The organism is Microcoleus sp. MON2_D5 (assembly GCF_036701905.1).
Taxonomy (GTDB): Bacteria; Cyanobacteriota; Cyanobacteriia; order Cyanobacteriales; family Microcoleaceae; genus Microcoleus.
The window spans coordinates 1-15694 of record NZ_JAUBRM010000052.1; the positions used below are offsets into that span (position 1 = coordinate 1).

15 protein-coding genes are annotated in these 15694 nt (G+C 48.2%); 5 read left to right on the forward strand and 10 right to left on the reverse strand.

The window, feature by feature from the left end; translation table 11 throughout:
• The coding region (locus QUA47_RS19370) for a hypothetical protein (protein WP_333431935.1) at window positions 1–356 on the forward strand (356 nt) is incomplete at its 5' end.
• Here the strand turns inward: QUA47_RS19370 and QUA47_RS19375 are convergent.
• The 6 genes from QUA47_RS19375 to rfaE2 form a co-directional block, all read right to left on the reverse strand.
• Entirely contained in the window at window positions 321–1877 is a 1557-nt protein-coding gene (locus QUA47_RS19375) for an ATP-binding protein (protein ID WP_333431936.1), read from the reverse strand. The genes QUA47_RS19370 and QUA47_RS19375 overlap by 36 nt on opposite strands.
• Window positions 1874–2893 (reverse strand): ATP-binding SpoIIE family protein phosphatase, encoded by a 1020-nt coding sequence (locus QUA47_RS19380; protein WP_333431937.1) that lies wholly within the window; start codon window positions 2891–2893, stop codon window positions 1874–1876. The genes QUA47_RS19375 and QUA47_RS19380 overlap by 4 nt, the downstream gene beginning before the upstream one ends.
• A gap of 211 nt (window positions 2894–3104) precedes the next feature.
• The gene (locus QUA47_RS19385) at window positions 3105–3503 is read right to left on the reverse strand and encodes an anti-sigma regulatory factor (protein WP_333431938.1); all 399 of its coding nucleotides are present in this window, start codon (window positions 3501–3503) and stop codon (window positions 3105–3107) included.
• Between the two features lie 264 nt (window positions 3504–3767).
• Window positions 3768–4145 carry an STAS domain-containing protein gene (locus QUA47_RS19390; RefSeq protein WP_333431939.1) on the reverse strand — a complete coding sequence of 126 codons (378 nt, stop codon included), beginning with the start codon at window positions 4143–4145 and terminating at the stop codon, window positions 3768–3770.
• A gap of 55 nt (window positions 4146–4200) precedes the next feature.
• Window positions 4201–5070: an STAS domain-containing protein gene (locus QUA47_RS19395; RefSeq protein WP_333431940.1), complete on the reverse strand. Its 870-nt coding sequence runs from the start codon at window positions 5068–5070 to the stop codon at window positions 4201–4203.
• Between the two features lie 117 nt (window positions 5071–5187).
• A complete protein-coding gene (gene rfaE2 / locus QUA47_RS19400; protein ID WP_333314212.1) occupies window positions 5188–5682 on the reverse strand; it encodes a D-glycero-beta-D-manno-heptose 1-phosphate adenylyltransferase in 495 nt (164 codons plus the stop codon).
• A 794-nt stretch (window positions 5683–6476) separates the two neighbouring features.
• Between rfaE2 and hpsJ-B the strand changes: the two genes are divergently transcribed.
• A complete protein-coding gene (gene hpsJ-B / locus QUA47_RS19405; RefSeq protein ID WP_333221079.1) occupies window positions 6477–7307 on the forward strand; it encodes a hormogonium polysaccharide biosynthesis protein HpsJ in 831 nt (276 codons plus the stop codon).
• Window positions 7308–7393: 86 nt separating this feature from the next.
• Entirely contained in the window at window positions 7394–8311 is a 918-nt protein-coding gene (locus tag QUA47_RS19410) for a glycosyltransferase family 2 protein (RefSeq protein WP_333431941.1), read from the forward strand.
• A gap of 490 nt (window positions 8312–8801) precedes the next feature.
• On the opposite strand, the gene glgB is transcribed toward QUA47_RS19410, so the two are convergent.
• The 4 genes from glgB to QUA47_RS19430 all read right to left on the reverse strand — a co-directional run bounded on the left by glgB (window position 8802) and on the right by QUA47_RS19430 (window position 12566).
• Window positions 8802–11096, reverse strand: a complete 2295-nt coding sequence (glgB, locus tag QUA47_RS19415) for a 1,4-alpha-glucan branching enzyme (RefSeq protein WP_333431942.1) — start codon at window positions 11094–11096, stop codon at window positions 8802–8804.
• Window positions 11097–11479: 383 nt separating this feature from the next.
• Window positions 11480–11614, reverse strand: coding sequence for a hypothetical protein (locus QUA47_RS19420; protein WP_333431943.1), 135 nt, complete (start codon window positions 11612–11614; stop codon window positions 11480–11482).
• Between the two features lie 289 nt (window positions 11615–11903).
• Complete coding sequence (locus QUA47_RS19425; protein WP_333431967.1) at window positions 11904–12101, reverse strand: hypothetical protein; 198 nt, start codon at window positions 12099–12101, stop codon at window positions 11904–11906.
• Window positions 12102–12302: 201 nt separating this feature from the next.
• Entirely contained in the window at window positions 12303–12566 is a 264-nt protein-coding gene (locus tag QUA47_RS19430; RefSeq protein ID WP_333431944.1) for a serine protease, read from the reverse strand.
• A 337-nt stretch (window positions 12567–12903) separates the two neighbouring features.
• Between QUA47_RS19430 and QUA47_RS19435 the strand changes: the two genes are divergently transcribed.
• Together QUA47_RS19435 and QUA47_RS19440 are read left to right on the forward strand one after the other, a co-directional pair.
• Window positions 12904–13479 carry a hypothetical protein gene (locus QUA47_RS19435; protein ID WP_333285328.1) on the forward strand — a complete coding sequence of 192 codons (576 nt, stop codon included), beginning with the start codon at window positions 12904–12906 and terminating at the stop codon, window positions 13477–13479.
• Window positions 13480–13773: 294 nt separating this feature from the next.
• Window positions 13774–15675 (forward strand): penicillin-binding protein 2, encoded by a 1902-nt coding sequence (locus QUA47_RS19440; RefSeq protein ID WP_333431945.1) that lies wholly within the window; start codon window positions 13774–13776, stop codon window positions 15673–15675.
• Window positions 15676–15694 lie beyond the last annotated feature (19 nt).

The following is a 15694-nucleotide window of genomic DNA, read 5'->3' on the forward strand; positions in this document are numbered from 1 at the left end:
AGCAAGCAAGATACCTAATACTAAAAACTGAGAACGAGTTAAGTGTTGTTGGAGATGCGTCTGATAAAATAGGGGTAGCATATTTTTTGATAGGTCGTTGGCAACCTTCTTCTGACCTATCTTTTTTTACCACAAGTCGGTCAACCCCTCACCCGCTCCGGGTTTTGGCGGGGTTGTCACCCCGCCAGCACGATAGCAGGTATTTGACAAGTAGTCCGATCGCATTTCAACCCTTCCCAAACCTCAAATTCGGTCAGATCCGGTATCACAATGTCGATAAAAATTGCTTGCGGTTGCTCAAAGAGCAGCCGAACCCACCTTCAGCGCCGTTGGCGACCTATATCGCAGTACAATGAATTGGTGGCAAGTTTTTCAGAAAATACCGAAAAACTATCTTCATCCTCCCCAATCAAAACTTGGGCTGCTGAATCCGCCGCTGGCGATGCCCCGGAACCCCGCAAGCTACGAGAATTTGCGCTTGCCAGCGATATCTCATCTCCCTTAGCAGGGGACATTTCCAAAGGGTTTTCTTCCTCTCCAGGATACAGAATCGGCAGTGTTACAAAAAAAGTCGAACCCACTCCGGGTGAACTTGTCATTTCAATGCTTCCCCCCAGAAATTCTGCCAGTTTTTTACACAGAGACAATCCCAATCCCGTGCCTTTGACGCGCATCTGCAAGGGATTTTCGAGTTGGACAAATTCTTCAAAAATCCGCCTTTGATCGGCTGGGGGAATGCCGATGCCCGTATCTGCTACTGAAAAAGTAACTGTTCCCTCTTCTCCTATTTCCGCAGCAACTCGAACTTCACCTGCTTCGGTAAATTTGAGGGCATTAGAAATCAGATTTCGCAAAATCTGAGAAACTTTTCCCTCGTCGGTTGTAAGGATTGGAAGTTCGAGAGGATCTTCAAAAATTATAGAAACGGCAGAGTTTTGGGGAACCAGGGGGCGCATCATTCCTCGCAGCGCGCTGAACAAATCTTCGACTTCAAAATCAGCCACGCGAACAGTTAGTTTTCCGGCTTCTACTTTGGCTAAATCTAACGAGTCGTTGACAAGTTCTGCGAGAGACTCGGCGGATTTGTAAATGTAATTTACTTGCTTGTCCTGTTCGGGGGAAAGTTCTCCGTCGAGGCGATGTAACAATATTTCCGAAAGGCTCATAATGGCCGTTAGCGGAGTGCGAAACTCGTGGCTCATATTAGAGAGAAAGCTGGTTTTGAGTTCGCTGGCGCGCCGGAGAGATTCGGCCTTATCGTTCAATTCAGCGTAAAGTGCCAGGACTCCGCGATTGGTATCTTCTAGTTGTTGATTTAATTGTACGAGTTCTTCTTGACGCTGGCGGAGTTCGTCTAAAGTGCGTAGTAATTCTTGATTTTGCTGCTGAATTTCGGCATAGGGATCTTCAGGAATTTGGCGCGCTAGTTTGTCAACTAATTGATTTAGTTCGATCGCACTCCGCGCAGGCATATGTTTGGAAAACTGTTTAATTAATTGTACAGCCGTTCCGCGAGCGGGCGCAGAGTCGATTTTCACTTCGTCCATCAACCGTTTCGCAGCAGCTAAACCGAGTCCCGCGCCGGTTTGCGATCGAAAATTGGGGCTTAACACAGCCGGTAAATCAGCAATTCCCGGCCCCGTGTCGGAAATCCGAGTCCGAAAAATTTGGGGCGATTCCCCTTCCACAATGAATTCTACTTTGCCACCGCCGGCATATTTGAAAGCATTGCGGGCAATTTCGGAAACTGCTGTGGCGATGCGGGTTTGTACTTGGGAATCGAATCCCAGCCCTTTAGCAATTTGGCGAGCTCTTTGGCGTACTTGTACGATGTCTTGTTCAAAGCGGACTTCCGTCGTCAGGATTGGGTAACTCACGCTGCTTCTCTCATCTTGGCTACTATAACTGTCATGTCATCGCGAGTGCGTTTGAAATCCCGGTAGAGCACGGCTGCGATTAAAGCAGGATGTCTGGAGGCTAAACCCGGGTAGCGGTTTAAATTCCACTGCGCCGCCAAACCGTCAGAGTGCATGATGAGTAGGGACTGCTGCGACCAAGGATAGACAAATTCTGCTACTTTTCGCATCATATGTCCAACTGTGCCGTTGTAGGAAACCATGCTGCGGCTTTGGTTATCTGTGACAACTACACCGCTGATGTTGCCAATTCCGGCAAAACAAATTGTTTGTTGGGTAGGATCTATTTGGGCGATCGCCGCAGCCGCTCCTCTTGTATTTTTTAAAGCAGCGTGCGCCTTCTCTAAAATTGCTTTCGGCCCGAGTTTGGCGTTTTCTTGAAATACGCGCACTGCTTCGCGAGACGCTTCCTCCGCCAAATCCCCGTAGCCGAGCCCGTCTGCAACTAAAATCAGGTTTTTGTCAAGGTGATTTTCTGTCGCCCACGAATCCCCGCAAATTTGCTCTCCTACTTTCGGCAAGTGGATCACCCCAAATTCCAAGTAATTGCTGTTTTGGAAGGCTTCCCGGCTATTTTGGGTCGGTTCCAGCCGCGCTAATAAGGCTGTCCCGAGTTTTGGTACAGAATGAATATCAAAAAAATTAGAGAGGCGTTTAATTGCCCCCAGTCCTGTTCCAGGGCTTCCCGCTGTAGAAAAACCGTCCCGCAGACACAGCGCGACATTTGCCATGCCCTGCCCCCGGTCTAGCGCTACTATTTCAATGCTATATCCTGCCGTTGTTTTTAATGTTCGCAGCAAAAGTTCTCCTTCGCGGGCGTGCTTGACCACGTTTTTTGCTGCTTCGGTGGTAACAATTGCCACTTTACCGCGATCGGTCTCGTTAAATCCGACTTCGGTCGCGAGGGCGACTGCGATTCGGCGCGCTTCTCCCACTTGACTTTCTTCTGTTACGGGCAGGGCTACGGCATCTATCATTTTTTATCAGCTCTAATCATGAAATCCTCCATACGCCAACCCTCTCCGGGTATGGGGTGGCATTCCAAGAATTACTTCTTGGCTTTGCTGGTTGCTCTTTATACCAATTTAAAAAAAGAATGCAACTATACGCAAGCTCCAAACCCCGATAGTCATCAGTCATTCCCAATGCTTTAATCTAAAATCTCAACTCTCAAATCGTATTACTTACTCACCGCCAGCGGACGATCGCAATTTTAGTTCCCTTACCCACTTTGGAAACAATCTCAAATTCGTGCATCAACCGTTTAGAACCACTGAGTCCCAAACCCAAACCGTGATTAGAAGTATAACCGTCAGTCATTGCCAATTCGATGTCTGGAATTCCCGGGCCCTTGTCTTCAAATATCAGCCTCAGCCCTTTGCGGGTTCCTAATTGGAGCGTTTCGAGAGTTACAGTTCCCCCTTTGCCGTAGTCTACAGTATTGCGGGCGAGTTCGCTGGCTGCGGTAACGATTTTTGTTTGGTCTACTAAACCGAATCCCATTGCTACAGCCCAAATTCGCACTTGCTGTCGGACGTGGACTATATCGGATGACGATCGGATTTCTAGTATCTCACGTTTTGACATGGCGGCTACTGTACCAAAATAGAACTTCTCCCCAAAATATAGGACTTACGCTCATCAACTTAGTTTCTCCTAATAGGACTTACGCACTTACTACGATTTTCTCTCAAAATAGAACATAGTGCAGGAATCTTAAACCCTTGATTTAACCCCCTTGAGTGCGTAAGCCCTTTCCTAAGAAATCTTCTGTTTGTCAACAAGGTATCTACAAACAAACTAGGTTTCTTGACTGCCTGTGCCTCAGTCAGGGGACAATTAATCGATTGCTTACGCTTGCTCGTCAAGAGACCAACCCAAGGATTTTCTTAACAAAATCATGCCCTTTTCAACGCTTAAAGCTGTGCGAACTCCTGTCAGGGAAAGCCCCAACTCAACGAGGGTAATAGCAACCGCTGGCTGCATCCCGACCACAACTGTTTCCGCATCTAAAATTCGCGACATACTAGCGATATTGTTGATAATGCGACCGATAAAAGAATCAACAATTTCGAGGGAAGAAATTTCTATTAACACACCTTTGACACCTGTTTTGACGATGCGGTTCGTCAGGTCATCTTGCAGCGTCATTGCTAAGCGGTCGTGCATATCTACTTGAATTGTTACTAGCAAAAATTCTCCCATTTGAAGAATCGGTATTCGTTCCATAAATTCACCTACTTGCTAACATTTACTTGAGTTATCATGTCAGATAGCAATATTTTTACTTTTCCTCTTTAAGAGTTTTTATAATTAAACCTTGGCGCTGCAACGCGACTTTAAAAGCATCTGCTAAAGTAGCTTTTGTGAGAATATCCTGCAAGTCAACTCCCAAGTGAACTATGGTTTGAGCTATTTGCGGGCGAATGCCACTGATGATGCACTCAGTACCCATTAAACGGGCGGCTGCTACAGTTTTTAATAAATGTTGAGCAACTAAAGTGTCAACAGTCGGCACGCCTGTAATGTCTAAAATCGCAAATTCTGAGCCAGTTTCCATGATTTCTTGCAACAGAGTTTCCATTACTATTTGAGTGCGGGCACTGTCGAGAGTCCCGATCATGGGTAAAGCGAGAATGCCTTGCCAAAGTTTGACTACGGGTGTTGACAATTCCAGCATTTCTTGCTGCTGGCGTTCTATAACTTCTTCGCGAGCTTTGAGAAATATTTCTGTCACCCAAAGGCCAAGCTGGTCTAATAAACTGGTGGAAAGCCAAAGTTGCTCGACAAGTGCGTCGCGGTTTTCTGTCAGTTCATGACAAAGCCGATCGAACAATGGCTTTTTGAAGCATAAAATGAAACTCGCTATCTCTGAGGGAGTAAAGCCTCTCTGAACGCGCGATCGCGAAACTTCTGCTAGCAACACCCGCATATTTTCCCATTCGGGTGTCTGGATGTCGCTAAAGTTACCGTGTCCGACTGCAATGTGGAGCAATTGCAAGAACTCTTGACACTCAGAGCGCAATTCTTTGGCTCTCATCAAGTCGTCCCGGCGCAGCCCGGTATTTTGCAGTTCTTTGAGCCAGTCTGCTAGTAACTCTGCTTTGTGTCTTTGTATGATTTCCGCGATCGTATTATTGCTTGTGAGTTCCATTAAAATTATCTCCTGCTTAGCAATTGGGATGAAGTTGTACGAGATATCGCACCAAGCGTGTTTTTTGATGGGGCAACTTCTGAGTTTAGCTCACTGTTTGCTGTTTGCGATCAAGGGTTAAGTACCTAATTGTAAAATGCGTTTGACGATCGCACTGGTAGAACTCGGAACTTCTATTTCTATCAAGGAAATCTTGCCACCTCCGGCGATAACGGCCGGTGCTTCCGGCAGAGTTTCGACTTGATAGTCGCCTCCTTTAACGTATATATCAGGCTTCAGGATATTTATCAGTTTAGTTGCTGTAATCTCCGAAAAAATTACTACGGCGTCTACTGGTTTGAGAGCGGCTAACACTTCGGCTCGCTGATTTTCCGGTACGATCGGGCGGGGCGGCAATCCCGGCTGCTGCGGTTTGATAGCTTGCACGCTGGCGTCGCTATTCAAACCCACAACGAGCGATCGCCCCAAATTTTTTGCCGCCTGCAAATAGCGGACGTGACCGCAGTGCAGGATATCGAAGCAGCCGTTAGTAAACACGATCGGACGCCACTTGTCCGGATCGGATGCGATCGATCTTTCCAGTTCTCTCAACGTGTAAACATCAGAAATCATTGCAGTCATTACCACCCAATTTGAACAGCGCTCAAAATTATCCTACCAAAAAATGTCAAGCTTTGCACTTTTACTATTGAATAATAAATTCTTCAACCTGACCATAATTAATAGTTGCCGATGAGTAAATAGTGATTAGTAATTTGGGACTATTAAGCAAGAAGGGATAAGTAAAATTTACCTGCAACAACGTGATATAGTAAACAGAATTCCCAAGTAAAAAACCGCTAGTCGTGTATTTGTGACTGCCGTATCGTGCTGTTGGTAATTGGAGGTTAAAAAGGTTGGTAAACAATTATTTATTCCCGCCCTCTCTTATATCAATTACTATAAGACAAGGGATGTAGTTCCACCCCCTCGGGCAGGCGATCGGGTGGTGGGAGCCATAGGGGGTGAAACCCAACGAAACGCGCTCCTCCTGTGTCTATTATTTCTGGCACGGCCGCGCGAGCGAAAGCTAGTTAAAACCAGGAACCCAAGTGTGTAGAGCTCATCTTTACGCTGGATTCGTCAGACTATAGAAGAAGCCAGCAGTTGCTTGCTGGAGTTTCTGGACGCTATCTTGACCAAGCTTTACAGCCAGCCCAGAAGCCTACAGCCTCCTGCGTCCAACTCTGGATAGTTGCTCAGAAACTCGACCTTTTGGCTCGCAACTGCAGTCTGTGACAACCCAGAGGAAAGTCGAGTTCGGTACCCGAAGCAGCTATTTTGGTGGAAAATAGCTTAACTCCTTCAACAAAATCCACTCAACTACCCCCTTGAATCTAAAGGTGTAGAATTATCTAACACGAATTATGAAAGCAAGTAATAGCCGTCAATTTTCTTCAGTAGCTGCTCGAACTCTAAAAGTAGTCGGGATTATCTTGATTCTCTCTGCTTTGCTTGACTGCATTGTTCTGTCGCTGCCGGGAGAAAGTTCAGACCTTCTCAATCGAGGCTGGCAGTTGGCTGCAGCAACTCAGATAGTTGACAGGGGCATTATTCCTTTGATCGGTATCGCCCTGCTGATGACTGGCTTTTGGGTAGACAGCAGCAGTGGAGTCTCTATTGAGCGACGCAATGTTGGGCTGGACTTGCGATTCTGGGCGCTGTTGATTTCCAGCTTGTTAGGTCTAGTTTACCTATCTCTGGTTCCCGTTCACCTCAACAATACTCGTTTGGAACTCAAGGATGCTCTGGCTCAAGTCGATCAAGAAGCGGGACAAGCCGAAGGTCAACTTGAGGCGCAACTTAAAAGCCCTCAATTTAAAACTCAGGTAGAAGAGCTCAAAAGCCAGCGTCGCACCCAGATAGCCGCACTGCTACAAGACGACGGGAAGCTGCAACAAGCACTCAAGAGTCCAGAGGTTCCCAAGGAATGGAAAGCTGTGCTTCAGGAGTCGAAAAATGACCCGAAAGCCCTCGACAAATTCCTCGAACAGCAAGCCCAAGAACTGCCCAATCAAGCTCGCAACGAGATTCGCACCCGCAAGCAACAAAAAGAGAAAGAGTTAAGAACTCGATCGAGAAATTCGAGTTTGCAGACGGGAATCACCAGTTTGCTGTTAGCGATCGGCTACATTACTGTTGGTTGGACGGGATTGAGAAGTATGGGAATTATGCGGTTCGGCCGCCGCAAAAATTGACCGGCGCTGGCAGGGATCGCGCTGGTCGAGACATCCCTGAGAAATAGTTTGTTTACCCAATAGTTTGCCCTTACTGAAAGCTGGGAATGTTCTCAATTTATATTCTGACTTACAACGAAGAGATTGATATCGCCGCTTGCATTGAATCGGCACTGCTTTGTGACGATATCATTGTAGTTGATTCTTTCAGCACCGATCGCACCCTTGAGATTGTTCAGGACTATGCCGTGCAAACAGTGCAGCACCGCTTTGAAACTCACGGACGCCAGCGGACTTGGATGCTCCAAGAAGTCCCGTGCAAGTACGAATGGGTTTACATCCTCGAAGCAGACGAGCGGATGACGCCTGCACTGTTTGCTGAATGCTTAAAGGCGATCGAAAGTCAAGAATATATCGGCTATTACGTAGCTGAAAAAGTAATATTTATGGAGCGCTGGATTCGCCGCAGCACTCAATATCCCCGTTATCAAATGCGTCTCTTTCGCAAAGACCGAGTGTGGTTTACTGACTACGGTCACACTGAACGGGAAGTCTGCAACGGGCCTACTCACTTTTTGAAGGAAACTTACCCTCACTATACTTGCAGCAAAGGTCTTTCCCGCTGGATTGAAAAGCACAACCGCTACTCGACTGACGAGGCGGCTGAAACTCTCCGTCAATTAGAAGCGGGCCAAGTAAATTGGTGGGATTTATTGTTTGGCGCCTCGGAGGTGGAAAGGCGCCGCGCTTTGAAAGATTTTTCTTTGCGCTTGCCTTTGCGGCCTGTGGTTCGCTTTTTCTATATGTATATTTTACTGGGCGGATTTCTTGACGGCCAAGCGGGATTGGCTTGGTGCACGCTGCAAGCTTTTTATGAATATCTAATTTTGCTGAAAGTTTGGGAAATGAAGCATCTACCACTGCCAACTTTAGAGGCAGTGGCAGAACAATCTATTTCGGAAGTTGTAACAGTTGAGCCGTCAAAAGTTTCTTATAATCTTGGCGCTTCCGATACTCGAAATTAAAATTTGAGAAGTAAAAATTGGGCATGAAAAATTGGCATTGGTAATTAATACCACTTAAAAAAGAACATGATTTACGCACTTCCCTGGATGACAACCCCGTCAGAACATATATATAATCAAGAACATCGCCCTGATACACATCAGAAAAAAGGGTAGTTTATTGCGCCTAATTATAATTAATTCGGCTTGGCACAATTGGAGGATGATTCTTGTGGGGAGTATGGGTTAAGCGTCCCGCCTGCTGTGAAAATACACGCCTTCGGGGGTATGGCCACACCTACAAAAAAAATCAAAATCCTCCCGCTATTATGCAACGCTCCGCCCTCAGTAGGTCTTTTGACGGGTTTGTCACCCCGTCGAGATATTCACCACAACAACAAAACAAAAAAAACCCGATTTCTTGGAGAAACCGGGTTTCTGAATACCCTCAAATTTTTAGGTTTGATAAAGTTTTGATTTTTCTTAACTCAAAACTCTCACGACTCACAACTTAAAACTCTTGAGATTTGGCTGTTGTTTTTGCCCGATCGAGCTTTAAAATCAACACGCCCAAAGGTGGCAAACACAAGTCGATCGAATAAGCACTGTTGTGGAACCACCACTCCTCAGTCCACTTGCCCCCCAAATTCCCCATATTGCTGCCGCCGTATTCCCGGGCGTCGCTGTTAAACAACTCCGTATAGAAACCTGGTTCCGGCACTCCTACGCGATAGTGAGAGTGCGGCTGGGGCGTAAAATTGCACACGATCACCACAAAGTCGTCGCCATCCTTCTCTCGGCGCACAAATGCCACGACACTGTGCCGGTTGTCGCTGCAATCAATCCACTCAAACCCATCCTCAGCAAAATCTTGACTGTAAAGTGCCGTTTCGCTGCGGTACAAATTGTTCAAATCTTTAAAAAACAGCTTCAACTTTTGGTGCGGCTCGAATTGCAGCAATTGCCACTGCAAATCTCCCCAAACGTTCCACTCGTGCCACTGGCCGAACTCCATGCCCATAAAGATCGTTTTCTTTCCGGGATGAGCAAACATAAAAGTAAACAAACAGCGCACGTTTGCAAACTTTTGCCATTCGTCCCCTGGCATTTTCCCGATGATGTGGGCTTTGCCGTGGACGACTTCATCGTGGGACAAAGCCAGCATGAAATTCTCGCTGTGGTTGTACCACATACTGAAAGTTATGTTGTTCTGGTGGAACTGGCGGAACCACGGGTCCATGTGGAAATAGTCCAGCATATCGTGCATCCAACCCATGTTCCACTTCAGGTTGAAGCCCAAACCGCCTACATAGGTCGGCCAAGATACCATCGGCCAAGAGGTAGATTCTTCGGCGATCGACAGCGCACCTGGGAAATAGCTAAAAATGACGTGATTCGCCTGACGCAGAAAATCCGCTGCCTCAATATTTTCACGCCCTCCGTATTGGTTGGTCAGCCATTCTCCGGGTTCGCGGCAGTAATCCAAATAAAGCATCGAGGCTACCGCATCTACGCGAATCCCGTCGATGTGGTACTTGTCAAACCAAAACAGAGCGTTTGATACTAGGAAATTCCGCACTTCGTTGCGGCCGTAGTTAAATACTAGGGTTCCCCACTCTTTGTGTTCGCCCTTGCGGGGGTCGGCGTGTTCGTACAAGTGAGTTCCGTCAAAGAAAGCCAAACCGTGGCCGTCTTTGGGGAAATGTCCCGGTACCCAGTCCACCAGTACGCCAATGCCGTTGGCGTGGCACTGGTCAACAAAATACATGAAATCTTCAGGTGTGCCGTAGCGGGAAGTTGGGGCGAAATAACCGGTGACTTGATAGCCCCAAGAACCGTCGAAAGGATGTTCGGCGATCGGCAGCATTTCGATGTGAGTGAATCCCAAATCTTTGACGTAGGGTATCAGCCGATCGGCCAATTCCCGGTAAGTCAGAAAGCGCGCCCCGGGATTCAGTTCCGAAACTTGCACGGCGGGTTGTATTTCCCCATTTGGTAGCACGGCGGGTTCGTCAGTAGCGGCGTGCAGCCAAGAACCGATGTGGCATTCGTAAACCGAAACCGGCTGCGTCAGTTGGTCTGTGTGCCGCCGCTTTTCGATCCAAGCGCTGTCGTTCCAATTGTAGGTGTTTAAGTCGGTGACAATTGATGCTGTTTTCGGCCGCACTTCTTGCTGGAAACCGTAAGGATCGGACTTTTCGTAGGGATGTCCGTCTTGGTTTTTCACTTCGTATTTGTAGGAAGTTCCCACGGATAGTCCCGGAATAAATAATTCCCAGATGCCGTTTTGCGATTTCCGCATTTGATGTTTGCGGCCGTCCCAATAGTTGAAATCTCCTAAAACTGATACATTTCGGGCATTCGGGGCCCAAACGGCAAAATATACTCCTGTGATGCCGTCTACTTCGGTGAGGTGTGCCCCCAGTTTTTCGTAAATCCGGTGGTGGTTGCCTTCTGAGAATAAGTGAATGTCAAATTCTGTGAGTTTCGGCGATCGAAAGGCGTAGGGGTCGTAGATAAAGCGATCGTGTTCTCCTTCTTTGACCCGCAGTTGATAGTTTGCTAGTTCTGGGGTTTCGATCGTACATTCAAAAAAGTGAGGGTGATGCTCTGATTTCATCGGGTATTCGGCCCTGGCCTCCGGCAAAACTACCGATACCGCATCCGCATTCGGCAGATAAGCTCGGACGACCCAGACTTTTTTGCCATTTTCTTCGATCGCGTGAGGGCCTAGCACTTCAAATGGATCGTGGTGCTGATTCCAAACAATGCGGTCAATCTGTTCAAAGGGGACGGTCGCGGGCATAAAACTACTTACCTCAATCTTTTAACTAAATGGCTTTCAAAACCTAGAGCGGCGCTGCACTTTACATTTCGATACATTTTTGATCGCTCATCCTACCACTGATTAGCACGATCTTGCCTGCTGCAGCTCCAGCGCGCGCCCTTGCACACGCAGCAGGCTGTTGCCTTGCCGGCGGCCGAGCTGGGGTTTTACTGGTAACATCTAAGTATAGAAATATTAAAACAAATTGAAAAATTTATCTTATCTCCCCTATATCCTTGACTTCTTCTTTAAAATGTGATATGAAAAATTTTTAAACTATTGTCTATTTGCCACTGCAGGAGGGTCAACACTGTAAGTGTTGGGCAGCAGTTAATAGTTTACCGGGAATTTTCAGGCAGGCACTATCGCCCGATCGGTAGAATTTCACCTCCCGGAGGCTGGGTTTCCCCACAAATTCGGTGAATTTGGGCAATACGCTGAAACAGCGAAGGATGCTTAACTCGGTATTGAGGAATTAAAGCTAAAGGACTCAGCATGGCGACAGCAGCAAGGAATATCAGCCATGCTCAAGGCATCGCCTAGCAAACTAGCACCATCCTACCAGCGACGGTGCAATAGGTTTAAAGCAGCACTCAGGGGCAACTGGAGCGAGTTTTGCCGAGGCAGGGTTAATACAGAAGTGGCGCGGCGCCAATTGAATCACTAAACTGGCTCAAAACAGACGGGTCGATTTGCTTGCCCGCACCGGCGCGAAACTCTTAGTAAACAAATCGAGTAGCCATGCGGATGCTCTCATCGAGGAAGTCTTCGACGAGCATCCAAAGCTCAACTTGCTTTCCTCTCGTCTGCGAGCCAAAGTGGCGGGGAAAGAAAGCGAGACTCGATCGAGTGCAAAATTTGCCTCAATTCTGCCATCTCCTCCGGTTGACCTTCGAGTTGAGGCAGCAGCAATGGCACTGTCTTCAAACCTCCCGTCAGAGGCTTGAGTTTCATAACCTGCATCCCGGGAGTCAAATTTTCCACTTGAAAGCTAATGCCCTTGTAACCCAGCGCCAAGCGGACTTTGCGGCACTAAGGGGACGTACTGAAACTTTAGTAAAAGCATCAGACTACAACTAACACCCAACTTGAGACCTAGACCTCTGAGATGAAAAAATGCGAGGAGCGAACGATTTTTCACCTGGAGGCTAGGCTCGTTGGGCAAACACTCTCGGATCGCCCTAGTTAGGGAGACTTTTTAGGAGAAGGGGAAGCTGTTCCACCAGCCCCAGCTCCACCAGCCCCACCAGTCCCAGGAGTGGACTTTGGAGATGGGGAAGAAGTAGGAGAAGTAGTAGTAGTGCCAGCGCCGCCAGTGCCGCCAGCGCCGCCAGCGCCGCCCGGAGAGGGGCTAGAGCCACCGCCGCCAGTGCCGCCCTCTCCGCCGCAGGCGCCGAGGGCTACTGCCAAGCCCACTACCAAAGTCAAACGAATTAATCCCTTGTTCATAAAAACTCCTTAAGACTGAAAACCCATCGCAAGGAAGGGAATAGTGTACTTCAGAAACAATGCTGGCACGAATAGCTCAACGATTCGCTCGTTGATTACAATACTGCATTTATTCATAAATTTCACATAGATTATCGCTAACCAGCAAAGATTTCTTTTTTTTTGGCAAATCCTGAAGTCAAAGAGACCAGTGGTAGGATGGGTTGGTTGGCTTGTGAGGTATCTTTGGTAAGGATAACCGATCGAGCCCAGATTGCCACAACTGGCGCTCTGGAGACAAAAAACTCTTAACCTCAATCAAGCTGAAGCTACCCCACTTTACGTATTGGTGAACTCTATGACCGCTGCTATCAGATCCCCGGATTCTCCCCGCTCCCGATCGACCCGCAAGCCCTCTGCTGGCCCAGCCAAAAGCAAAGTTACTTCTATTGCCCGGGCTAGGCGGGCGAAGACAGGGCCGGTATTGCCCAACTACTCGCCAGCAGACGAACAGGCTCAGGTTCGGCAGTCCGCATCGGTGCTGAAAGTCATGCCAGCTCGCCAGCAGCAGCCAGTGTGGTTGCGATCGCTCCTGCAGGCACAGCGCGCCTCCTCAGTGGCAGCACTTATGCTTTTGGGCGGAGCTCTGAGTCTCTACGGCTTGACTGTTTACGGCGAGCAGCGCTGGAGCCAGGAGTATCAAAAACTGGAAACTCTGCGCCTCCGGGAACAGCAATTGAGTGCTTCTAGTGAAGTTTTGAAACACCAACTTGCTAAAGAAGCCCAAAATCCCGAAACCGGTTTGGCTCCGCAGAATCCTGGGAACTCGATTTTCTTGCAGCCGGCCCCTGAAACTCGATCGCCCGTTGCGGCACCAAATTCTGAGCCCGCTCTCAAGAAGGGAGGCGGTGTGGAAACACCGCTGGGCTATTAAATCTGTGTCAAAGCGTAGAGCGCCCGAGGGCCTGAGTGTCCGAGGGCCTGAAAATTCGAGGCTCTAATTTCCTTTTTGACTTTTTTGCAAGTCGCGATCGATTTTCTGCTTCCAACGAGAAGTTACAAATTAAAAATAATTAACACCACTTCAAAAAACAGAATGCAACTGTAGGTGTGATCCCAACCTTGATAGGGAGTGCTCATTCCCAAGTCGTGAATTTTATATTTTAATATTTAAGTTATAAATTATAAATTCTAAAACGCTCTAACTTGCTATTGAATTTTTAATGCCATGAGCTACGACCCCCGTTTTGACCGCTACAGATCGCCGAATTTCAAACGCACAAAACAGGCAGGCGCTCGCACAGGGTGGGAAAAACCAGCCAAACCTAGATCTTCGGGCAGTTTCGGCCGATCGCCACAACAGACGGCTGCATCTTGGGGGCGGCCGGTGGAGCGTTTAAAGCGCAGCAAGTTCCGTTTGTGGGCCGTGTGGGCGGTGTTGATGCTGGGGGGGCTGGGGCTGGCTGTGAATTTGTTTTATTTGCAGGTGACGCGAGCTCCGGCGCTGCATAAACAGGCCGAGCAGCAGCAAACTCTCAAAACGAAGCCGTTTGTACCGAGACGGCCGATAGTTGACCGCGCAGGGAATGTTTTGGCGATCGACAGAGAGGTGTACACGCTCTACGCTCACCCGAAGTTGTTTAACCACTCGAAGGCCGAAATTGCTGCTACATTGGCTCCGATGCTGGCGCTCGAACTGAGTCCGGGCACTACGTCGGAAACTGAATTGATACGCAGGTTTAATCTTGGTGAAAGCGGTATTACAATTGCGGAGTCTCTGCCTCAAGAGGTTGCCGATCGCGTCGCTCAGATGCAAATTAAAGAGAGTCTGGTGGATGGCTTGGAGTTGCTGCGGCAGCAGCAGCGTTTTTACCCGCAGCAGGAGTTGGCGGCGGATATCCTCGGTTATGTGGACGGGGAACGGAAGGGACAAGCCGGGGTGGAATACAGCCAGCAGAATTTGTTGGAACGATCGATGCCGTCGATTCAGTTTAGCAGGTCGAGCAATGGGAGTTGGGTTCCCGATCGGCTGACGGCGGGATTTGTGCAGCTTGATGACTTGAAATTGCAATTGACGATCGACACTCGCTTGCAGCGGGCTGCCCGAACTGCGCTTAAGGAAAAAATGAAGGAACACGATGCGAAGCGGGGCACGGTGATTGTGATGGATGCCCGTAACGGGGAATTGCTGTCAGTTGTAGCGGAACCTTCTTATGACCCGAATCAATATTTTAATTTCGATTTGTCGCGCTATAAAAATTGGGCTGTAACTGATGTTTATGAGCCTGGTTCGACTTTTAAGGCGATTAATGTGGCGATCGCTCTGGAAGCGGGTGCGGTGAAACCTAATAGTGTGTTTAAGGATGAAGGTCGGATTTTCATGGATGGCTGGACTATCCAAAATTCCGATTACAAACAAGCAGGGGCGCGCGGCCCTTCCACTGTTACTGAGATTTTGAAACATTCTAGTAATGTGGGGATGGTGCACGTAATGAGAAGTATGAAAGCTTCTCTTTACTATCAAGCTTTAGAAAAACTCGGACTCGGACAAACTGCGGGAACAGATTTGCCTTTTGAAGTAACCAGTCAGCTTAAAAATCGAGAGCAATTTATTAACTCTCCGGTGGAAGTTGCTACTACGGCTTTTGGGCAAGGTTTTTCGATTACTCCGATGCAGTTGGTGCAGCTTAACGGGGCTTTGGCTAACGGTGGCAAGTTGGTGACTCCTCACGTTGTGCGGGGACTTTTTGATAGGGACGGTGAAGCTTATTGGAAGCTTCCGAGGCCGGTTCCGAAGCAGGTTTTTTCGCCGGAAACTACTAAGCAGGTGTTAGAAATGATGGAAACTGTGGTTGATGGTGGTACGGGGAAAGCTGCACAAATTCCTGGGTATCGGATTGCTGGAAAAACGGGTACGGCTCAAAAAGCTAATGCTGGTGGGGGTTATTCTGACAAGGCGATTATTACTAGCTTTGTGGGAATTATGCCTGTGGAGGCTCCTCGGTATGTGGTTTTGGCGGTGATTGACGAGCCGAAGGACGGTTCGGGGGGGACGGTGGCGGCGCCGATTGTGGAGTCGGTGATGGAGTCGCTGATTTCTATTGAGAAGATTGCGCCGAGTAAGAAGTAGTTGATTATGTCTGAGATGT